This window comes from Modestobacter roseus (assembly GCF_007994135.1).
Lineage (GTDB): Bacteria > Actinomycetota > Actinomycetes > Mycobacteriales > Geodermatophilaceae > Modestobacter > Modestobacter roseus.
Genome location: NZ_VLKF01000001.1, coordinates 2360589 through 2381268, shown reverse-complemented (window position 1 = coordinate 2381268; position 20680 = coordinate 2360589). Strand labels below are relative to the sequence as shown.

Below are 20680 nucleotides of genomic sequence, written 5' to 3'. Positions count from 1 at the left end.
GGCCTCAGCGGTCGCCCGACCGGATCGGCCGCCCGGGCAGGGCGCCGGTCTGCAGCTCGCCGTCGCGGACCACCGGCGTCCCGCCGACGAGCACGTGCCGGAAGCCCGTCGAGGGCGCCACCTGCGCGTAGGTCGCCCGGTCGGTGACCGTGTCCGGGTCGAACACCACGAGGTCGGCGTCGGCCCCCGCCTGCACCCGGCCCTTGCGCCGCATGGCGGGCACGGCCTCGGCGAGCACCTGCGCCGGCAGCAGCGACGAGCGCCGCAGCGCCTCGGTCAGGGTCAGCACGCCGCGCTCGCGGACCAGCCAGCGCAGCGTGCGCGCGTACGACCCCGCCGAGCGGGGGTGGGTGTGCACGCCCGGTGGCGGGGGCCAGACGTCCGGTGCAGCGCCTCCGCCCGGGGAGACCAGCGGCATCGCGTCGGTGGCGATCGCGGTGTCGGCGAGGGTGAAGGACCGCTCCAGGACGGCGAGGTCGGCCGGGTCCTCCTCGTCGAGGAAGTGCACCACCACGTCACCGCCGGGATCGGCGGCGCGCAGCTCGGCCAGCCGGCGCTCGTCGGCGACCCGCTCCCCGGTGGCCAGGTAGGTCAGCCGCCGCGGCCCGATGCCCATCCGGTGCAGCACCTCGGGAGCCAGGAAGGCCGCGCCGATGACCGTCGCGCCGGCGCCGTAGGGGTAGGCCTCCGTCGTCACCCGCACCCCGGTCGCGCGGGCGGCGTCGACGGCGCCGGCCACCTCGTCGATCATCCGGTTCGAGGTGCTGTTGACGTGGCACATGTGCATGGCCGCCCCGGTGCCGGCCGCCGCGGCGATCACCTCCAGCGCCCCCTCCAGGGAGGTGCCCGGCTCCGCGGTCGAGATGTACCGGGTGTGCGTGAAGGTCGGCACGCCCAGCCGGGCGGCGAGCCCGGCCAGCCGGAAGTACTCCGCCCGGCCGCTGTCCGGGGCGTAGCCGACCAGCACCCCGATGCCCAGCGCACCGTCGGCGACCGCGCCCTCCAGCAAGTCCAGGATGCGCGCGACGTCCCGGTCACCCGCCGGACCGCGCCAGTTCGGCAGCGCCTGGTGGGTGCTGAACAGGTCCAGTGACCCGTCGGCGTCCAGCGGGACGCCGTCCAGCACGTGCATGCGGGCGTCGGTCCAGGAGGCGGAGAACCCGTAGTTGACCGGCCGGCCCTCGGCCGCCGCGCGGGCGTAGGCGCCGGCCACCGGCAGCACCCCGGCCTCCAGCTCCAGGGCGGTGGTCACGCCGTCCAGCGCCTGCAGCCGCAGCCCGGTGGTGCTCTGCGCGTGGCTGTGCAGGTCGATGAAGCCCGGGGCCAGCACCGACCCGGCGACGTCCCACACCTCGCGGGCCGGCGGCGCGGCCTCACCGACGGCGGTGATCGTGCCGCCGGTGACCGCGACCGCCCGCACCGCGTCCAGGCCGGTCTCCGGGTCGATGACCCGGGCGCCGGTCAGGACGAGGTCGGCGACCGGTGCCGGCATCAGGCCTTCCGCGGGTTGGCCCGCACCCCGTAGTGCAGGTACTCGGCGCCGCCCGGGAGCGTGTAGAAGACCACGGCCATCCAGGTCTCCGACTCCGGTGCCCGGGTGGCGAACACGCCCGGCTCCACCGGGTGCAGCGCCAGCTCCTCCACGGTCGCCCCGGACTCCAGGGCGACCTGGCCGGTGGGGATGACCCGCATGACCAGGCCGCCGTCGCGCTCGAAGACCTCGGTGGTGATCGAGCTGCGCTCGTAGGTGCCCACGAAGCGGGTCAGCTCGACCTCGGGCGCCTCCGCCGGCGGCTCCAGCTGCTCGGCGACCCGGATGCCGGCCAGCTCGGAGAAGAGCTCGCTGTAGAGGTCGTTGAACAGGTCGCGCGGCTGCCCGCCGTTGGTCAGCAGGGCCACCGCGATGCCCCCGGTGCCGTCGGGGCCGGGCAGCACCCGCAGGAAGGCGTTCTGGCCGAACGTCGTCCCGTCGTGGCCGTAGAGCCGCCGCCCCTGCCAGTCGAACCGGATCCAGCCCAGCCCCCACGAGTCGCCGAGGGACCAGTGGTCGGGCAGGTCCGTGGAGTGCGCCTGCATGGCCGCGGTCGACGCCGGGGACAGCACCGCCGTGCCGTCGGCGGCCCGGCCCTGCGACAGGTGCATCCGGGCGAAGGCGGCGACGTCGCGGGCGGTGGCGTTGACCAGTCCGGCCGGGCCGAGCGAGCGGGGCAGCATCCAGACCGGGGCCACCTGCTGCTCCTGCCCCGGCTCGGGGCTGATGTGCCCGACCGCCACGCCGTGCCGGATCGCCTCCTCCGGCAGCGTCGAGGTGTGCGTCAGGCCGAGCGGCTCGGCGAGCTGCTCGCGCAGCGCGGCGTCCCAGGTCTTGCCGGTGAGCACCTCGACGACCCGGCCGGCCAGGCTGAAGCCGGAGTTGCAGTAGGAGAAGGTGGCGCCCAGCGGGTGGTTCTGCGCCACGTCGGCCAGCGCCGCGACGTAGCGCTCGAGCACGTCGTCGCCGCGGCCGGTGTCGGTGAAGACGTCGCCGTCGATGCCGCTGGTGTGGTTGAGCAGGTGCCGCATGGTGACCTGGCGGGTGGCCTCGGGGTCGCCGAGCTGGAGGTCGGGCAGCACCTCGACCAGCGGGGCGTCCAGGTCCAGCTTCCCCTCGTCGACCAGCTGCATGACCAGGGTCGCGGTCCACACCTTGGTGATGGAGCCGATCTGGAACACCGAGTCGGGGGTGGCCCGGGCGCCGGTGGACTTGTTCAGCACGCCGGTGGCGGCCTCGACCAGCTCGTCGCCGTCCGGGCCCAGCCGCAGGACGGCGAGGGTCGCCCCGGGCACCTGGTGCTTCGCGGCCAGCTCGTCCAGCCGCTGCTGCCAGTGCTCCCGGTCCAGGGCGGGTCGGGTGTCGGTCGGGGTCGTCGGGTTGCTGGTCACGTGCTGCTCCGTCCGTCGGGCTGCGCGGGTCGGCGTGTCGGCGGGTCGGCGTGCACCTGGTCGGCCCGTGGCCGCAGCCTGCCGCGCGGGCCCGCGGCGGGCTTCGTCGGTGCGTACGAACGCCGCCGGGCACGGCTGGCCGGGACCACGAAGCCGGGAGGGGGCCGGCGCACCGCGGCGAGTGCCGGCGCCGGCTCGCGGCGTCGGGGCCGATGCCGGCACCGGCTGTTCGTCCCTGCGGTTGCACCCGGCAATCTATGTGACACAAAGTGCCTATAGGTTCACCGCCCGTGACCTCCGCTGATCGGGTGGCAGACCCCGTGACCGACCCGCACCGCACCCGCCGACCGACGCCGTCCCGCCGGATGCCGCGGCTGGCCGCGGCGCTCGCCGCGGCCACCGCGCTGGGCGCCGTCCCGCTCGTGCTGGCCGCCCCGCCCGCGCACGCCGCTCCCGGCGACCCGTCCGTCGTGGCGGTCGGCAGCGGGTCCTACGCCGCCGCGCCCCCGGCGTCGCTGGACGCCAACCACCGGCCGACGGTGTCGGAGACGGTCGACCAGCAGCTGTTCATCGACCCCAGCCTGGACGGCCACCCCGTCCCGACCAACGCCTGGTGGACCGACCTCGTGGTCAGCCGCTGGTCCGGGGACCTGTGGGCCGACCCGCTGGTCGTCTCGAACAGCGCGAACGGCACCACGGTCACCTACCCCACGCGGTGGAACGCCGACGGCACCGCGATGCGCCTCGAGCAGCCGCTGGTCGTCGGCGGCACCGTGACGCCGCAGCCGGCCGCCTCCGACGTGGTCCTCGCCGACTTCGACTCCGCCACCGGTGCGACCGGCTGGACCGCGACCGGCGACGCCTTCGCCGACGTGCCCTCGGCGGGCACCAACGCGGGGCAGAGCGCGGTCGCCGGCTTCCTCGGCGCCGGCCTGGCCAACTCCTTCACCGACGGCCGCGGCGACGGCGCCACCGGCACGCTCACCTCGCCGGCGTTCACCGTCGACCGCGGCTTCGCCGGCTTCCTGGTCGCCGGCGGCAACCACCCGGGAGCCGAGGAGGTCCAGCTGGTCGTCGACGGCGAGGTCGTGCAGTCGGCCACCGGCGAGAACTCCGAGGCGCTGCGCTGGGTGACCTGGGACCTGTCGGCCTGGGCCGGGCAGCAGGCGCAGATCCGGGTGGTCGACACGCTGACCGCCGGCTGGGCGCACGTGCTCGTCGACCAGGTCGTGCTCACCGACGAACCCGAGGGTCTGGCCACCCGCTTCGACCCGGCGTTCCGCGCCGAGAGCGCGACGGCGCTGCGCTGGGGCGACCAGAACGTGAGCTGGCGGATGCAGCAGACCGGCGGCACCCAGCACGTCGACGTCACCGCCTCGCGCGGCATGCCCTACACCTGGTTCGAGTACACCGACATGGCCCCGCGGCTCACCCTGCAGCCCGGCGCCGTGGTCACCGACGCCGACGGCGACCCGGTGACCTTCCCGCTGACCGCCGACCGGTTCGCCGTCACCCAGGGCGGGCGCACCTACGGCGTCCACGTGCCGGCGGGCACCACCTTCTCCCGCGCGGGCGACGTGCTCACCGCCGAGACCGACGTGCCGCACCTCGTCGTCAGCGCCGTCCCGGCCAGCGGCGCGACGCTGGACGACCTGCACCGCACGGCGTTCGCCGTCCCGCGGGACGTGGCGATGGAGTCGGTCTACGACCAGGCGGCCGGCACGGTCGCCGAGACCTGGACCGTCGACGCCGAGGCGCTGGAGGGCACCGGCACCGAGGTCGTGCAGGGCTGGCTGCCGCACCACCACGTCGAGACGACGCACGACCTGGCGTTCTCCGGCGTCCGCTACGCCACCCCGCGCGGGCCGATGGAGACCACGATCGGCCCGGGACCGTGGACGGTCACCTACCCCTTCACCGGCATCAGCCCGCTGGCCGCGCTGCCCGAGGCCGCCGAGTACGACCCGGCGCGGATGCAGCGCTACGTCGACGAGTACGCCGAGCGCACCAGCTACGGCGGCGACACCTACTGGGGCGGCAAGGACCTGCAGCAGTACGCCGAGTACATGCTCATCGCCCAGCAGATCGGCGACACCGAGGCGTTCACCACGCTCCAGTCGACGCTGCGCACGGCGCTCGCCGACTGGTACACGTACACGCCGGGGGAGACCGAGCACTTCTTCGCCCGGTACGACTCGTGGGCGGCGCTCATCGGGTTCGGTGACTCCTACGGCTCCTACCAGTTCACCGACAACCACTTCCACTACGGCTACTTCACCCTGGCCACCGCGCTGCTGGGGCTGACCGACCCGCAGTTCGCCGAGCAGTACGGCGAGATGGCGACCCTGGTGGCCAAGCAGTACGCCAACTGGGACCGCGACGACGCCGACTTCCCCTACCAGCGCACCTTCGACACCTTCGAGGGCCACTCCTACGCCGGCGGCTTCAGCTCGCCCGGCGGCAACAACCAGGAGTCCAGCTCCGAGGCGATCCAGTCGTGGGCCGGGCTCTACCTGCTGGGCACCGTGCTCGGCGACGCCGAGATGCAGGCCGAGGGCGCGATGGGCTACGTCACCGAGCGCGCCTCGGTGCGCCAGTACTGGCTGGATGCCGTCGGCAGCCCGGCTGCCAGCGACCCGCAGGGGCCCTCGACCTACCCGGCGGAGTTCGACCACACCACCGTCGGGATCCTCTTCGACAGCGGCCCCACGTTCGCCAACTACTTCTCCGGCGACCCGGCGTGGACCTACGGCATCCAGTGGATGCCGACCGCGCCGTGGTTCAACTACCTCGGCTGGGACCCGGCGTTCTCCCGGTCCCGGCTGGCCGACCTCTTCACCCTGCGACCGGCCGCGCTCGCGGCCGGCGTGCCCGGCGACGTCGCGGGCAGGCTGCAGGCGGCAGCCAAGAGCTGGTACGGCGTCGGCACCTACGGCGACACGATCATCACCCTGGACCGCAACGCCGCGATCGGCGACGTGCAGAACGCCGTCCGGACGGCGTACCTGCACAACCCGGCGTACGTGACGGCGGAGACCCCGGACAACCCGCTGTACGACGACGGCCGGCTGCTGGTCACGGTCGCCGCCGACGGCTCGCTGACCTTCCCGGCCGACGTCTGGACGCCCGACGCCCTGCCCGCAGCGCTGACCCCGATCGCCCCGCCGGCCGCGGACCCGGACGCCGACCCGAAGACGTGGGGCCCCGCCTGGCCGCTGTTCGAGCGGCTGTCCACGGACTACGTGGCCGACCCCGCAGCGGCGAGGGCGCTGTACGCCTACGACGCCGGGGACTACGAGCCCGGCGAGGACACCGCGCAGGCGGTGGCCGTGTACAGCCGGATCGGTGACGCGCTGGGCAACGTGCTGCTGGGCTACCTGGCCCAGGCCGACCCGGCGCAGTACGTCGACATCGCCGACGCGCTGTGGGCGGCGCAGGACCCGGTGGCGACGTCGCAGTCGATGGCCGGGATCGTCTACTGGAACGCCCTGTCCAACCTGGGCACCGGCACCGAGACCCTCGACCGGCACACCGGCGCCCCGCTGAGCCAGGTCTACCGCGCCGCCGACGGCACGTACACCTACGTCGTCACCAACCCGACCGACAGCGAGCAGGTGTACCCGGTCTACGAGGGCACCGGTACGGCGGCGCGGGAGATCGGCACGATCCGGGTGCCGGCGCACGCCACCGTGCGGCACCACCTGGACGCGGCGCTCGACCACGTCGAGGTCACCACCCCGGGCGCCGTCCGCACGGTCCAGCCGGGCAGCACCGTGGCCTTCACCGCCACCGGCATCGACCAGTACGGCGCCACCATCGCCCTGGACGAGGTGACCTGGCAGGTCAGCGGCGGCGGCACGATCAGCCCGGCCGGGGTGTTCACCGCCACCACCGAGGCCGACCCGGTGACCGTCACCGCCACCAGTGGCGGCGTCACCCAGGCGTACGCGCTGCGGGTCGCGCCGGCACCGGTGCTCACCGCGCTGACCGTCACCCCCGGGTGGCAGCAGGTGGTCAGCGGACAGGAGCTGGCGCTCACCGCGACCGGCCGGGACCAGTACGGCGACCCGGCCGATGCCGGCGAGCTCACCTGGACGACGTCCGCCGACGGGACGGTCGAGGGCGGCCGGTTCACCGCCGGTGCGGTCGGGGCCGGGTACGTGACGGCGACCGCGGCGGGCGGGGCCACCGGCTCCGCCGTCGTCGCCGTGGTCGCCCCGCTGGCCGACGTGGCCCGCGGCGCCCAGGTGACCGCGAGCAGCGAGCTCGGTGGCAACACCGCGCCGCTGGCCGTCGACGGGCGCGGCGACACCCGCTGGGAGAGCGTCCACGGCAGCGACGACGAGTGGCTGCAGATCGACCTGGGTGCGGAGTACGACGTCCGCCGGGTGCACGTCGACTGGGAGGGGGCCGCGGCGCGCACGTACCAGCTGTCGGTCTCCGACGACCCGGACGGCGGCGCCCCGGTGCAGACGGTCACCAAGACCGACGCCGGCGACGACGACCTGGTCGTGGCGGCCACCGGCCGGTACGTCCGGATCACCGGGCTGACCCGGCTGACCCAGTACGGCTACTCGATCTACGGAGTCGAGGTCCACGGCACGCCCAGCGCCGCGGCGGTCACCCCGACGACCGTGCTGGTCGGCCCGCCGACGAGCACCGTGCTCGCCGGGACGACGACGCAGCTCACCGCGTACGCCTTCGACGCCGCGGGCAACGGCGGCCCGCTGACCGCGGACGCGCCGGTGACCTGGACGACCACCGCCGGCGAGGTCGACGCCACCGGCCGGTTCACCGCCCCGGCGGCCGGCTCGGCCACGGTCACGGCCGCCGTCGGGTCGGCCACCGGGACGGCCACGGTCGACGTCCGGACGCAGGCCACGTCGCCCGCTCCGCCCCCGGCGCTGCGCAACGTCGCGCTCGGTCGGCCGGTGACCGCCTCGTCGGTGGAGTGGGAGGGCACCCCGCTCGCCGACGCCGTCGACGGGCGGACCACCACCCGCTGGTCCAGCGCCTGGGGCAGCGACGACGAGTGGGTGCAGGTCGACCTGGGACGGGTCACCCCGATCTCCCGGGTGACCACCGACTGGGAGGCCGCGTACGCCACGCAGTTCCGCATCCAGGTGCGCGACAGCGAGGACGACCCCTGGCGGCAGCTCGGGCCCGACCGCGCCGGGTCGGTCGGCGAGACGGCGTACGACGTGTCGGCCACCGCGCGCCACGTGCGGGTGCAGGGCCTGCAGCGGGCCACCGGGTACGGCTACTCGCTGTGGGAGCTGGGCGTCTGGTCGCCGGTCGTCGAGGACTGATCCGGCCCGGTGGCACGGCGGCGGCGCCGCCGTGCCACCGGGGCACGTGCTGGTCCACCCGTCGGGCCCCGCGGGTCGGCGTCCACCCGGTCGGTCCGCCTCTCGCGGTCTGCCGCGACGGCCCAGGGCGGGCTTCGTCGGTGCGCACGAACGCCGTCCCCGAGGGCTGGCCGCCACCACGAACCACCAGCGCACCGGCGCTCCTACCGTTCCGGCATGACGAAGCTGGACGAGGTCGGAGCCTGGATCCGCGACCGCCTGCCCGCACTCCTGGCCGAGCACGACGTACCCGCCGCCGGGGTGGCGGTGCTCGCCGACGGCGAGGTGGTCGACGCCGCCGCCGGGCTGCTCAGCACGGCCACCGGAGTGGAGGCGACGCCGGACTCGCTGTTCCAGATCGGCTCGATCACCAAGGTGTGGACGGCGACGCTGGTGATGCAGCTGGTCGACGACGGCAGGGTCGCGCTGGCGGACCCGGTGAGCCGGCACCTGCCCGACTTCGCGCTGGCCGACGAGCACGCGGCCCGCACCCTCACCGTCGAGCAGCTGCTCAGCCACACCGCGGGCTTCGAGGGCGACGTCTTCACCGACACCGGTCGCGGCGACGACGCCCTGGCGCGCTACGTCGCCGGCCTCGGCGACCTGGCCCAGCTCTTCCCGCCCGGCGACCAGTTCTCCTACAACAACGCCGGCTACTGCGTGCTCGGCCGGCTGGTGGAGGTGCTGCGCGGCAAGCCCTTCGACGAGTGCCTGGCCGAGCACCTGTTCACCCCGCTCGGGCTCACCCACGCCGCGGCGAGCCCGTACGAGGCGATCGTGCACCGGGTGGCGGTGGGCCACGTGCGCCCCGAGCCGGACGCCCCGGAGGTGCCGGCCCCGGTGTGGGCGCTGGCCCGGTCCAACGCCCCGGCCGGCTCCACGCTGGCGATGCGGCCGCGGGACCTGATCGCCTTCGCCCGGATGCACCTGGAGGCGGGCAAGGCCGCCGACGGCGCGACCGTGCTGGACGCCGGCACGGTCGCGGCCATGCAGGAGCCCCGGGTGCGGCTGCCCGACATCCGGGTGATGGGCGACGCCTGGGGGCTGGGCTGGGAGCTGTTCGACGGGCTGGGCACCCCGGTGGTCGGGCACGACGGCAACACCATCGGCCAGGCCTCGTTCCTGCGGGTGCTGCCCGAGCGCGGCATCGCCGTCGTCCTGCTCACCAACGGCGGGAACCCCTACGGGCTCTACCGCGACGTGGTGGGGCACGTGCTCCGCGAACTGGCCGACGTGCAGCTGCACCCGCTGCCGGTGCCGCCGGAGCACCCGGAGCCGGTCGACGCGATGCGGTACGCCGGCACCTACAGCAGCCGGGTCGCCGACCTCGTGGTCAGCCAGGACGACGACGGCCGGGTGTGGCTGGAGATGCGGCCCAAGGGCGACGCGCTCGAGCTGGGCGAGCAGCCCGAGCGCAGCGAGCTGGTGGCCTTCGCCCCGGACACGCTCATCCCGGTGCAGGCCCAGTCGGGGCTGCACGTGCCCTTCGCCTTCCTCGGTGACGACGGCGCCGGCCACGCCGCGTTCCTGCACATCGGCCGGGCCGTGCCCCGGGCCGCTGGGTGACCCGGTCGTCCACCTGGCTCGTCACCACCGACGAGCCGCCCCCGGTCACCTCGTGCCAGCGCACGAAGACCCCCCGCCCGATGCCGGGCAGCCTTCTCGCAACCGCCACTCCTCCGCACTGACCTCCCGAGAGGACACCCCATGAGGTTCATCCGCACCGGCGCCGGCGCGTGTGCCGTCGTGATCCTCCTCGCCGGCTGCGGAGGTGGGGACGGCGGCGGTGGCGGGGGAGAGGTCGCCTCCGGCGGCACCTTCACCATGGCGATGGACGCCGACCCGGGGAACCTCGACCCGCAGATGTCCCCGGCCAGCAACGTGTTCCAGCTCAGCGCCTTCGCCTACGACTCGCTGGTGCACCTGGCCGACGACGGCACCGTGGTCAGCGGGCTCGCCAGCGACTGGGCGGTGGACGGCACGGAGGTCACGCTGACCCTGGGCGACGGCGTCACCTGCGCCGACGGTTCGCCGTTCACCGCGGCCGACGCCGCGGCGAACATCTCCTACGTCGCCGACCCGGCGAACGAGAGCCCGCTGCTGGGCACGTACCTGCCCCCCGGCGCCACGGCCACCGCCGACGGCTCGACGCTGACCATCACGCTCGCCGAGCCCGCGCCCTTCGTCCTCCAGGGACTGGCCAGCATCCCGATGGTCTGCGCCAGCGGGCTGGCGGACCGCTCGGTGCTGGCCGACGAGACCCGCGGCACCGGCCCGTACGAGCTGACCGAGGTGGTCCCGGGCGACCGCATCACCTACACGCTCCGCGAGGGCTACACGTGGGGGCCCGACGGCGCGACCACGGCCGAGGAGGGCATGCCCGACCAGGTGGTCGTGCAGGTGGTGCCGAACGCGACGACGGCGGCCAACCTGCTGCTGTCCGGCGGGCTCAACGCGGCCACGGTGCTCGGCCCGGACGCCCAGCGCCTCGTCGAGTCCGACCTCTTCGCCAGCACCCTGGACGCGGTGCTGGGCGAGATGTGGTTCCACCAGCAGGAGGGCCGGCCCGGCGCCGACCCGGCGGTCCGCCGCGCGCTGACCCAGGCCCTGGACCTGGACGAGCTGCAGTCGGTGCTCACCGGGGGCACCGGCGGTCCCGCCACCACCCTGGCGACCGCTGCCCCGGTGGCCTGCCCGGGGGACTCGGTGTCGGGCGCGCTCCCCACCGGGGGGCTCGACGTGGCCCGGCAGACGCTGGACGACGCCGGGTGGACCGCCGGGCCGGACGGCACCCGGACCAAGGACGGGACCCCCCTCGAGCTGACCTTCATCTACAACTCGGGTCTGGGCTCCGGCGGGGCCGCCGCCGCCGAGCTCGCCGCCGCGACGTGGCAGGAGCTGGGGGCCGAGGTGAGCATGAGCGGGCAGGACGACACCGCACTCCTGCAGACCGTCTTCGGCAGCGGCAACTGGGATGTGACCTGGCTGGCGCTCAACGTCAGCAGCCCCGACCAGCTGGTGCCCTTCTTCTCCGGCCCGGCCGCCCCCGAGGGCAACAACTTCTCGCGGATCGCGAACGCCGACTACGAGGAGGGCGTGGCCCGGGCGGCGGCGATGGCCGGCGCCGAGGGCTGCGACGAGTGGCTGGCCGCGGAGGCGAACCTCATCGAAGCGGCCGACGTCGTCCCCTTCGCCAACCAGTCGGCCAGCACGTTCGGCAGCGGGGCGGAGTTCGACTCCGGTGCGGTCGCCGTCGTGCCCACGACCATCCGGATGCTGGCCGACTGAGCAGGCGGGTCACGGACAGGGCGCTCGGAGCGGAGGAGGTGCACGTGGCCAGCACGACCGCGGAACACGGTCCGACCACGGGGCAGGGGAGGGTGGCGGCGGCGCTGCAGGGCCCCTGGGCCCGCTTCGCGCTCCGCCGCGGCGGCCGGCTGCTGGTCTCGTTGTGGGTGCTGTTCACCGCCTCCTTCCTGATGATCCACCTGATCCCCGGCGACCCGGTCCGCTCGGCGCTGGGGCCGACGGCGCCGGCGTCGCTGGTGGCCGCCCGCCGGGCGTCGCTCGGGCTGGACGACCCCCTGCTGCTGCAGTACCTGCGCAGCCTGCGCGGGGTGTTCACCGGGGACCTGGGGACGTCGATGACCTCCCAGCTGCCGGTGTCGCAGGTCATCGGGCAGCGGCTGCCGGCCACCGTGCAGATGGCCCTGCTGGCGTTCCTGGTGACCATGGCCCTCGCCGTCCCGATCGGGGTGGCGATGGGCGTGCTCACCCGGGGCGGGCGGGCCCGGCGCCGGGAGCTGGCGTTCTCCTCCGGCAGCGTCGTCTTCGGTGCGATCCCGGAGTTCCTGCTCGGGGTGGGCCTGGTCTTCGTCTTCGGCGTCGAGCTGGGGTGGCTGCCGGTGGCCGGGCAGGAGGGGCCCAGCTCCTACGTCCTGCCGGTGCTGGCGCTGGCGATCGGCCCGGCGGCGGCGCTGGCGCGCATCCTGCGCGTGGAGATGCTCGCGGTGCTGCAGACCGACTACGTGCGCACCGCCCGGGCCAAACGCCTGCCGCCGTCGAAGACCTACCTGCGGCACGCGGTGCCCAACGCGCTCACCTCGACCATCACCCTGGGCGGGCTGCTGCTCAGCGCGCTGATCGCCGGCACCGTGCTGGTGGAGAACGTCTTCGCCTGGCCGGGCCTGGGCAGCACGATCGTGCAGTCGATCCTGCTCAAGGACTACCCGGTGGTGCAGGGCATCGTCCTCGTCTACGGCGCGGGGGTGCTGCTGGTCAACCTCGTCGTCGACGTCGTGCTGGCGCTGCTGGACCCGCGCTCGGCCATCCGGGAGAGCTGAGCGATGGTCACCCCAGCCACCCCGGCAGCAGCCACCCCCGCCGCCGCACCGGACGACCGTCCGGCGGCCGTGGCGCCCCGCCGGTCGGCGGGGCGCTCCCGCTGGTTCGCCGTGCTGCGGACGCCGGTCGGCGCGGGGGCCGGTCTGCTGCTGGCGCTGGTGCTCCTGCTGGCGGTGTTCGGCCCGGTGTTCTGGTCCGACGCCGCCGACACGGTGGACACCGCCGACGCACTGCAGGGCGCCTCCGCCGAGCACTGGGTGGGCACCGACGCGCTGGGCCGGGACCTGTTCGCCCGCGTGCTCGTGGCCACCCGGCTGTCGATCGGGCTGGCCCTGCTGGCCACCCTCATCGCCGTCGTCGCGGGACTCCTGCTGGGCACCGCACCGCTGCTGCTGGGGCGGCGGGCCGGGCGGCTGGTCACCGCGGGGGTCGACATCGCCGTCGCCTTCCCCGGGCTGCTGCTCGCGCTGTTCTTCGCCGTCGTCTTCGGCGTCGGCGCGACCGGTGCGGTGCTGGCCATCGGCTTCGCCGGCGCACCGGCCTTCGCCCGGCTCACCCACACGCTGTCCGCCGGCGTCGCCGACCGCGACTACGTGGCCGCGGCCCGGATCGTCGGGGTCGGCCGCGTCCGGGTCCTGCTGCGGCACGTGCTGCCCAACATCGGCGAGCCGCTGGTGGTCAACGCCACCATCGGCGCCGGCGGCGCGCTGCTGGCCTTCGCCGGGCTGTCCTTCCTGGGCCTCGGCGTGCAGGCCCCGGCCTACGACTGGGGGCGGCTGCTGCAGGACGGGCTCTCCGGCATCTACATCCACCCCGTGGCGGCGCTCGCCCCCGGCCTGGCGATCGTCGTCGCCGGGCTGGCGTTCAACATGTTCGGCGAGGCGGTGGCCAAGGGCATCGGGCTGACCGCCGGCGTCGGCGGCGCCTTCGCCCCCGGCCGCGTGGTCAGCCTGGACACCGCGCGGGCGAGGACCGAGGACCAGGGGACGCCGGCGACCGATCCGGGGCCGGCCGGGGGCCGGACGGTGCTCGACGTCCAGGACCTCACGGTCACCTTCCCCGGCAGCGGGAACGGGCCGGTGCGGCCGGTGCGCGGGGTCAGCTTCCGGATCGGCCGCGGCGAGGCCGTCGGCGTCGTGGGGGAGTCCGGGTCGGGCAAGTCGCTGACCGCGCTGGCGGTGGCCCGGCTGGTCGAGCAGCCCGGGCAGGTGACCGCGGAGCGGCTGGACTTCCTCGGCGAGGACCTGCGGGGCGACGTGCGGCCCCACCGCCGGCTGCTCGGCACCTCCTTCGCCATGGTCTTCCAGGACCCGATGACCTCCTTCAACCCCACCCGCCGGATCGGCCGGCAGCTGGCCGAGGTCGCCGAGGAGCACCAGGGGATGAACCGGCGCCAGGCGCTGGGCCGCGCCGTCGACCGGCTGCGCAGCGTCCGGGTCCCCGCCGCCGAGCGGCGGGCCCACCAGTACCCGCACGAGTTCTCCGGTGGCATGCGGCAGCGGGCGATGATCGGCATGGGCCTGATGGGCGAGCCGGCGCTGATCGTCGCCGACGAGCCGACCACCGCCCTCGACGTGACCGTCCAGCGTCAGGTGCTCGACCTGCTGGCCTCGATCCGGGCCGCAGACGACGTCGCGCTGCTGCTGATCAGCCACGACGTCGCCGTCGTCGGCCAGGTCTGCGACCGGGTGCTGGTGATGTACGCCGGCCGGGTCGTGGAGGACCTGCCCGCCGCGGAGCTGGCCACCGCGGCCCGGCACCCCTACACGCGGGCGCTGGTCGCCACGGTGCCGGACATGCACGTCGACCTCGACCGCCCGCTCCCGGTCATCCCCGGGCGGCCGGTCGACCCAGCGCACCAGCCCGTCGGCTGCGCCTACGCGCCGCGGTGCCCGCTGGCCTCGGCCCGTTGCCACGAGGAGGACCCGGCGCTGGCCGACGACGGCGCCGGCCGCCGGGTGGCCTGCTGGCACGCCGGCGAGCGCGCCCCGGCCGAACCCGGTGCCGGGGCGACGGCGGACGCCGGGGACACCGAGGACGAGCTCCCCGCCGGGACCGCCCTGGAGAGGCAGGCATGAGCGAACTGCGGTTCTCCGACGTCAGCGTCCGCTTCGGCTCCCGGCGGCGGGCGATGACCGCCGTCGACCGGGTCTCGCTGACCGTCCCCGACGGCGCGGTGGTCGGCCTGGTGGGGGAGTCCGGCTCGGGCAAGTCCACCCTCGCCCGCGCCGCCGTCGGCCTCGCCCCGCTGGCCGGTGGTGAGATCTCCCTCGACGGGCGGCCGCTGTCGCACCGGTCCGGTGCCCGGCCGGTGCAGCTGGTCTTCCAGGACCCGTACTCCTCGCTGGACCCGCGCATGACGGTGGGCGCCAGCATCGCCGAGGCGGTGCCCCGCGGCCTCCGCGCCGCCGAGCGCCGCGCCGAGGTCGCCCGGCTGCTGGAGCTGGTGGAGCTCGACCCGACCCGGGCCGGCGCGTACCCCGGGGAGCTGTCCGGCGGGCAGCGGCAGCGGGTGGCGCTGGCCCGGGCGCTGGCTGCCCGGCCGGAGGTGCTCATCGCCGACGAGATCACCTCCGCGCTGGACGTCTCCATCCAGGGCACCGTGCTCAACCTGGTGCGCCGGCTGCAGCGGGAGCTCGGCACCTCGATGCTGTTCATCTCGCACAACCTCGCCGTCGTCCGGTACGTGGCCAGCGAGATCGCGGTGATGTACCTGGGCCGGATCGTCGAGCACGGGCCGGCCCAGCAGGTGCTCACCGACCCCCAGCACCCCTACACCCGCGACCTGCTGGCCGCCGTCCCCGACTCGGTGCACCCCCGGGCCATCCCGGAGGCGGATCCGGCGGAGGCAGCGGCTGGGGTGGCGGTGCCGGACGCCGACCCGCCCGACCCGCACGCCCCGCCGTCGGGGTGCCGGTACCACCCGCGCTGCCCGATCGGCCCGCTCGTGCACCCCGACCGCGAGGTCTGCCGCACGACCGAGCCCGGCAGCGACCACCGGCACGCGGCGGCCTGCCACTTCGCCGCGACGCGGGAGCCGCTGCTCCAGGTCACCGGCCGGCCCGCGACCGGCTGAGCCGGACCGGCGCGGCCGGTCGCCACGGGCTCAGCGGGCTCCCGCCCGGCCACGCCAGTCGTAGACCCGTGCGCTCTCGGACCACTCGTCGGTGGCGACGTACCGGTGGCGCGAGCCGTCCGCCATCTCGACCTCGAACTGCGCCGGTGCGGACTCGCCGAGGACGCTGCCGTCGAGCGGTCCGCCCCGCGCCACCGCGCCGGGGGGAGGCGGGCTGGTCATCACCCGCCCAGCGTGTGGATCGAACCGGTGCTGGTGCTCGGCGCGACCCGGGCGGAGTTCACCGTGCTCGCCCCCGCGGAGCTGAGTGACCGGCTGGCCGAGTGGTCGGCGGCGGGACGGCTCACCAGCGCAGCAGGCGGAGCTCCAGCATCGCGGCGAACCGGGAGTCGGCGTCGTCGAGGTCGATGCCGCCGACCTCGGCGATCCGCCGCAGCCGGTAGCGGAACGTGTTGGGGTGCACGTGCACCTCACCGGCCGCGCGGATGGCGTCGCCGAAGGCGTCCAGCCAGGCCCGCAGCGTCGCCACCAGCTGGGTGCGGTGCGCGGCGTCGTAGGCGGCCAGCCGGGCCACCGGACCGGAGGCCTGGTGCCCCTCGGCGGCGGCCAGGTCGGCCAGCTGGAGCATCAGCGACTCGATGTGCACCTCGGCGGCGCGCGCCACCCGCCGGGAGGTGGTGCCGCTGCGCAGCACCCGCAGCGCCCGGTCGGCGCTGTCCCGGGAGCGGGTCAGCGCGGAGACCTCCGCGGCGACGGTGCCGACGCCGATCATCCCGGGCACCCGCCCGCCGGTGCGCTGCAGGAACTCCGTGGCCACGGCCGCCGCCCGTTCGTCGGCGCCCTCGATCCCGGCGGTCACCGGGAGGACGGCGTAGCTGACCCCGCCGACCACCGCGACCACCGATCCCGGGTGCAGCGCGGTGAGGTGCACGGCGAGCGCGTCGGCGGACCGCTGCCGCTCCGCCTCCCGCCGGGCCAGGCTGAGCGTGCCCGGCTCGGCGTCGGGCTCGGTCAGCCCCATCGCCAGGACGATGAGCGGGCGGCCGGCGAGCCCGAGCCGGGCCAGCGCGTCGACGGTGCCCGGGCCGCCCTCCAGCGCGGTGGCCACCAGCTCGCTGGCCAGCCGGCGCTCGACGTCGGCGCCGGCCCGCATCCGCAGCAGGTGCAGCGCGACCAGCTTGGCCGCGTCGACCAGGCTGCGCTCCCGGGCGTCGTCCAGCGGCTCGTCGGTGGCGGCCCAGATGGTGCCCAGGATCTCGTCGCCGGCCCGCACCGCGATCGCCGTGCGCGCCACCGTCACCTCCGGCATGCCCAGGGTGTCCGCGGGCAGCCACACCGGCCGGTCGCTGGCGTAGACCTGCCGGAAGATGCCGTGCGCCTCCAGGCCGCGGGTGAACCGGTCGGGCACCTGGCGGCCGAGGATGGTCTGGATCCGTGACTCGTCGGCCTCGTCCTGGCGGCCGGAGAACGCCAGGATCCGGGAGCTGCGGTCCTCGATCGTCACCGGCGCGTCCAGCAGCGACCCGATCGCGTTGGCCAGGGCGAACAGGTCACCGGCCGGCACGCCGCCGAACGACTCCGGCTCGGCGGTGCCCACCTCGCCCTCGCCGAGCAGGGCCCGCACCAGGGCGGCCAGCTGGTTCCAGCTCGCGCCCCGGGTCAGCGCCAGCAGCAGGGTGCCGGTGCGCGCGGCGACCTCGGCGATCCGCGGGTCGGTCGGCGCCGGCGCGCGCACCACCACCCCGGCACCGCCGGCGGCGGCGGTCTCCGTCAGCAGCGCCAGGACGTCGTCGGGCTCGTGCACCCCGACCCCCAGCACCAGCGCGCGGGGCGGCAGGACCGGGGCGTCGACCGGGTCGTGGATGACCACCCCGCCCACGCCGAGCTCGTCCAGTGGCCGGGTGGGGTCGCCGGCCACCACCTCCAGCAGGGTGGTGCCCAGGTGTTCGAGCACGTTGCCGAGGCTGGCCCGCGGGGCGTGCTGGAGCGGGGCCGGTCCCGGGACGTGCGCAGCAGTCAGGGTCACCTCCCCGAGCCTAGGGAGATCGGGGCCTCCCGTGGTTGTCCGATCGCACGATCAGGCCGCTTTCCATGGTCGGGTCGGACGAGTCAGCGGCGGAGGTCGCGGCCGTCGGGCAGCCGGCGGGCGCTGAGCAGCGCCACCAGCGAGCCGCCGTCCGCCCGGACGACGTCGCCCTCGCTGGTGCCCTCGCCCCAGCTCCAGCTGGTGTCGGTGGCCTCGAGCCGGACGCCGGCCAGGTCCACGCCGAAGACCGCGCCCCGCGCGGCGGTCAGCTGGTCGAGGACGGCGCGCACCGCGTCCGCCGGGGCGGCCGGCGGCCGGTCCAGCGCGACGGTCACGTCCAGCGAGTGGACGACGGCGTGCACCAGCGCCCCCGCGGCGCCCCCGCCCGGTGGCTGCCACGCGTGCAGCACCGGCGAGCGCAGCGCGACCAGCAGCTCGTCCGTCGGCAGGGCGGCGTCGCGGGCGGCCACCGTGTCCGACAGCCGGCCGAAGTCGCCGCCCGCTGCTGCCAGCTCGGCGCCGAACTGCTCGGCCGACAGCCGCGCGGGCATGGTCACGTGCGCGACGACGTGCCGCGCCTGCCAGCCGGTGCAGAGCGTCGGTGCCTCCCAGGTGCCGGCCGGCCCGGTGGCCAGCAGGTCCGCGAGCCCGTCGTACGTGCGCCCCACCCAGGACCGGACGTCCCCGTCCCCGTTCATCTGCTGCCTCCGTCGCCATGGACGCCGGCGGGCGCCCATCGATGAGACGCCCGCCGGCGCCGGAACTCATCGCCTGGTGCGCCGGCGACCGGTCGCGCGACGAGATCTGCGGTCTCGGGGCTTCCCGGCCGCGGTGGCCCCGAGACCGCAGATCTCGCGCGCTCGGGAGTCCGCCGGGCTCAGCGCAGGCTGAGCTCCTCGACCGACGTCGTCACCGCGTCGAGCCGGGCCGGGTCGGGCTCGACCCCGAGCCCGGGGCCGGTCGGGACGGCGAGGTGGCCGTCGGACAGCCGGAACGGCTCGGTGATGTCGGTGGCGTAGTAGCGGTCGGACGCCGAGGTGTCGCCGGGCAGCGTGAAGTTCGGCAGCGCCGCCAGCGCCACGTTCGCCGCCCGCCCGAGCCCGGTCTCCAGCATGCCGCCGCACCACACCGGCACCCCGTGCGCGGCGCAGAGGTCGTGGATCCGCCGGGCCTCCAGGTAGCCGCCGACCCGGGCCGGCTTGACGTTCACGATCGAGCAGGCGCCCAGCCGGATCGCCGCGGCCGCGGTCCGGGCGGAGGTGATCGACTCGTCCAGGCAGATCGGCGTGCGCACCAGCCGGGCGAGCTCGGCGTGGCCCAGCACGTCGTCCTCGGGCAGCGGCTGCTCGATCAGCAGCAGCTCGAAGGGGTCCAGCTTCGCCAGGTGCCGGGCGTCGGAGACCGCGTAGGCGGTGTTGGCGTCGACCTGCAGTGCGACGTCGCCGAACCGCTCCCGCACGGCGCGCACCGGCTCGACGTCCCAGCCGGGCTCGATCTTCAGCTTGATCCGCAGGTACCCCTGCTCGAGGTAGCCCCCGACGGCGTCCAGCAGCGCCGGGATCGAGTCCATGATCCCCACCGAGACCCCGCAGGGCACCCGGTCGGTGGCGGCGCCGAGGAACCCGCCGAAGGACCGGCCGGCCGCGCGCAGCTCCGCGTCGAGGACGGCGGTCTCCAGCGCGGCCTTGGCCATGAAGTGGCCGAGGAAGGGCGACAGCACCCGGCCGACGGCGTTCGCGTCGAGGTCGGGCACCGCGGCGACGGCCGGCACGAGGAAGCGGCGCAGCACGTCGGCCGCGCCGTCGACGTACTCGGCGGAGTACCGGGGGTCGACCAGCGCGGCGCACTCGCCCCAGCCCTCGCCGACGTCGGTGCGGGCGCGCACCAGCAGGATGTCGCGGCTGGTCTGGGTGCTGAACGACGTCCGGAACGGCGCGACCAGCGGCATGCTGATCCGGCGCAGCTCGACGCTCTGCAGCTTCACGGCGTGGCTCTCATCGGGTGGCCCTCCCGGCCTCGGGGGCGGCGGGTGTCCCCGCGCCGTCGACTGTGCCTGCGCCGTCCACCACGTACCAGCCCTCGCGGGCGAAACCGCGCACCCGGCCGCCGGCCGCCAGCGCCCCGCCCAGCGCGCTGCGCACCGCCACCCGCCATCGTGCGGCGAGCTCGGGGTCCCGGGCGCGCAGGCCTTCGACGTCCGCCGGCACCCCGACCAGCCAGGGGTGGCCCGGTGTGCCGGGGGCGAGCACCGGGGCGCCGTCGGCACCGGCGGAGACGACGACGTCGGCCCCGGCCGCCCGCAGCCCCGGCAGGTCGACCGTCACCGGCTCCCCGGCCGCCGCGCGGACCACCGGCTCGCTGTCCAGCGCCCAGCAGGTCAGCAGCCGGTCGGAGGCGTCCGCGGCGTTGATCGTGTCGTGCATCGGGCCGTAGAAGTCGGTCAGGTACTCGACCGGCACCGCGCCCAGCCGGCCCAGGTTGAACCAGGCGTTGCGCCGCACCAGCGGGTCGAAGGTCCAGCTGATCCGGGTGATGCCGTGCTCCAGTGCCCAGGCGCGCTGGTGCAGCTTCAGCGCCCGGCCCACGCTCCGCCGCTGCGCGGCCGGGACGACGCCGGTCACGTGGCTGTGCAGCGAGGTGCCCGACGGGGCGGCGAAGAAGCCGATGCAGGCGCCGACCAGCTCACCGCCGGCGTAGGCGCCGGTGAGGGGGTTGCCCGCCTTGGTGAGCGCGCGCATCAGCTCGATGGTCACCGGGGGGTTGTCCGGCGCCGGGTGCCAGATCGAGTCGAACAGCGCCTGCACCGCGCGCAGCTCGGCGAGGTCGGTCAGCTCGACGATCCGGACGCCGGAGGTGGCGGCGGCCGCACGCGCGACGGCCCGGGCGACCCCGGTGCCCCCTGCTGCCGGGAGCGGGGACGCCGGCGTCGCGTCGATCAGGTCGGTCACACCGGCCATGGTCGGT

Annotated in this window: 14 protein-coding genes; 6 read left to right on the top strand and 8 right to left on the bottom strand. The window is 75.5% G+C overall.

Translation table 11 applies throughout. The features are described 5' to 3' along the window. Nucleotides 1-4: 4 nt before the first annotated feature. Together JD78_RS11270 and JD78_RS11265 are read right to left on the bottom strand one after the other, a co-directional pair. Complete coding sequence (locus tag JD78_RS11270) at nucleotides 5-1492, bottom strand: amidohydrolase family protein (RefSeq protein ID WP_153357656.1); 1488 nt, start codon at nucleotides 1490-1492, stop codon at nucleotides 5-7. Continuing rightward, the gene (locus JD78_RS11265; RefSeq protein WP_228394965.1) at nucleotides 1492-2922 is read right to left on the bottom strand and encodes a serine hydrolase domain-containing protein; all 1431 of its coding nucleotides are present in this window, start codon (nucleotides 2920-2922) and stop codon (nucleotides 1492-1494) included. Before JD78_RS11265 ends, JD78_RS11270 begins: the two co-directional genes overlap by 1 nt. A gap of 308 nt (nucleotides 2923-3230) precedes the next feature. Between JD78_RS11265 and JD78_RS11260 the strand changes: the two genes are divergently transcribed. The 6 genes from JD78_RS11260 (at nucleotide 3231) to JD78_RS11235 (ending at nucleotide 15690) form a co-directional block, all read left to right on the top strand. Further along, entirely contained in the window at nucleotides 3231-8231 is a 5001-nt protein-coding gene (locus tag JD78_RS11260) for a glycosyl hydrolase (protein ID WP_153357662.1), read from the top strand. 216 nt (nucleotides 8232-8447) lie between these two features. Next, on the top strand, nucleotides 8448-9836 hold the full coding sequence (locus JD78_RS11255; RefSeq protein WP_153357665.1) for a serine hydrolase domain-containing protein: 1389 nt from the start codon (nucleotides 8448-8450) through the stop codon (nucleotides 9834-9836). 141 nt (nucleotides 9837-9977) lie between these two features. Then, nucleotides 9978-11558 (top strand): ABC transporter substrate-binding protein, encoded by a 1581-nt coding sequence (locus JD78_RS11250; RefSeq protein ID WP_153357668.1) that lies wholly within the window; start codon nucleotides 9978-9980, stop codon nucleotides 11556-11558. A 44-nt stretch (nucleotides 11559-11602) separates the two neighbouring features. Then, nucleotides 11603-12613, top strand: coding sequence for an ABC transporter permease (locus JD78_RS11245; RefSeq protein WP_208104081.1), 1011 nt, complete (start codon nucleotides 11603-11605; stop codon nucleotides 12611-12613). 3 nt (nucleotides 12614-12616) lie between these two features. Next, nucleotides 12617-14692 carry a dipeptide/oligopeptide/nickel ABC transporter permease/ATP-binding protein gene (locus tag JD78_RS11240; RefSeq protein ID WP_153357671.1) on the top strand — a complete coding sequence of 692 codons (2076 nt, stop codon included), beginning with the start codon at nucleotides 12617-12619 and terminating at the stop codon, nucleotides 14690-14692. Then, complete coding sequence (locus JD78_RS11235; protein WP_153357674.1) at nucleotides 14689-15690, top strand: ABC transporter ATP-binding protein; 1002 nt, start codon at nucleotides 14689-14691, stop codon at nucleotides 15688-15690. The genes JD78_RS11240 and JD78_RS11235 overlap by 4 nt, the downstream gene beginning before the upstream one ends. A 30-nt stretch (nucleotides 15691-15720) precedes the next feature. Here JD78_RS11235 and JD78_RS11230 read toward each other — a convergent pair whose 3' ends face one another. The 6 genes from JD78_RS11230 to JD78_RS11210 form a co-directional block, all read right to left on the bottom strand. Further along, nucleotides 15721-15912, bottom strand: a complete 192-nt coding sequence (locus JD78_RS11230) for a hypothetical protein (RefSeq protein ID WP_153357677.1) — start codon at nucleotides 15910-15912, stop codon at nucleotides 15721-15723. Continuing rightward, nucleotides 15912-16037 carry a hypothetical protein gene (locus JD78_RS22600; RefSeq protein ID WP_267128553.1) on the bottom strand — a complete coding sequence of 42 codons (126 nt, stop codon included), beginning with the start codon at nucleotides 16035-16037 and terminating at the stop codon, nucleotides 15912-15914. The genes JD78_RS11230 and JD78_RS22600 overlap by 1 nt, the downstream gene beginning before the upstream one ends. Then, nucleotides 16034-17716: a PucR family transcriptional regulator gene (locus JD78_RS11225; RefSeq protein ID WP_208104080.1), complete on the bottom strand. Its 1683-nt coding sequence runs from the start codon at nucleotides 17714-17716 to the stop codon at nucleotides 16034-16036. Before JD78_RS11225 ends, JD78_RS22600 begins: the two co-directional genes overlap by 4 nt. An 83-nt stretch (nucleotides 17717-17799) precedes the next feature. After that, on the bottom strand, nucleotides 17800-18414 hold the full coding sequence (locus tag JD78_RS11220) for a maleylpyruvate isomerase family mycothiol-dependent enzyme (RefSeq protein WP_153357680.1): 615 nt from the start codon (nucleotides 18412-18414) through the stop codon (nucleotides 17800-17802). A gap of 179 nt (nucleotides 18415-18593) precedes the next feature. Next, nucleotides 18594-19700 carry an o-succinylbenzoate synthase gene (gene menC, locus JD78_RS11215; RefSeq protein WP_153357683.1) on the bottom strand — a complete coding sequence of 369 codons (1107 nt, stop codon included), beginning with the start codon at nucleotides 19698-19700 and terminating at the stop codon, nucleotides 18594-18596. A 10-nt stretch (nucleotides 19701-19710) separates the two neighbouring features. Further along, nucleotides 19711-20673 (bottom strand): GNAT family N-acetyltransferase, encoded by a 963-nt coding sequence (locus JD78_RS11210; RefSeq protein WP_153357687.1) that lies wholly within the window; start codon nucleotides 20671-20673, stop codon nucleotides 19711-19713. Nucleotides 20674-20680: the final 7 nt, after the last annotated feature.

What these genes read in the sequence shown, in the direction of transcription:
- JD78_RS11250 (WP_153357668.1), top strand. Translation starts at nt 9,978, where the DNA reads ATGAGGTTCATCCGCACCGGCGCCGGCGCGTGTGCCGTCGTGATCCTC.
- JD78_RS11240 (WP_153357671.1), top strand. Translation starts at nt 12,617, where the DNA reads ATGGTCACCCCAGCCACCCCGGCAGCAGCCACCCCCGCCGCCGCACCG.
- JD78_RS11255 (WP_153357665.1), top strand. Translation starts at nt 8,448, where the DNA reads ATGACGAAGCTGGACGAGGTCGGAGCCTGGATCCGCGACCGCCTGCCC.
- JD78_RS11220 (WP_153357680.1), bottom strand. Translation starts at nt 18,414, where the DNA reads ATGAACGGGGACGGGGACGTCCGGTCCTGGGTGGGGCGCACGTACGAC.
- JD78_RS11230 (WP_153357677.1), bottom strand. Translation starts at nt 15,912, where the DNA reads ATGACCAGCCCGCCTCCCCCCGGCGCGGTGGCGCGGGGCGGACCGCTC.
- JD78_RS11210 (WP_153357687.1), bottom strand. Translation starts at nt 20,673, where the DNA reads ATGGCCGGTGTGACCGACCTGATCGACGCGACGCCGGCGTCCCCGCTC.
- JD78_RS11235 (WP_153357674.1), top strand. Translation starts at nt 14,689, where the DNA reads ATGAGCGAACTGCGGTTCTCCGACGTCAGCGTCCGCTTCGGCTCCCGG.
- JD78_RS11270 (WP_153357656.1), bottom strand. Translation starts at nt 1,492, where the DNA reads ATGCCGGCACCGGTCGCCGACCTCGTCCTGACCGGCGCCCGGGTCATC.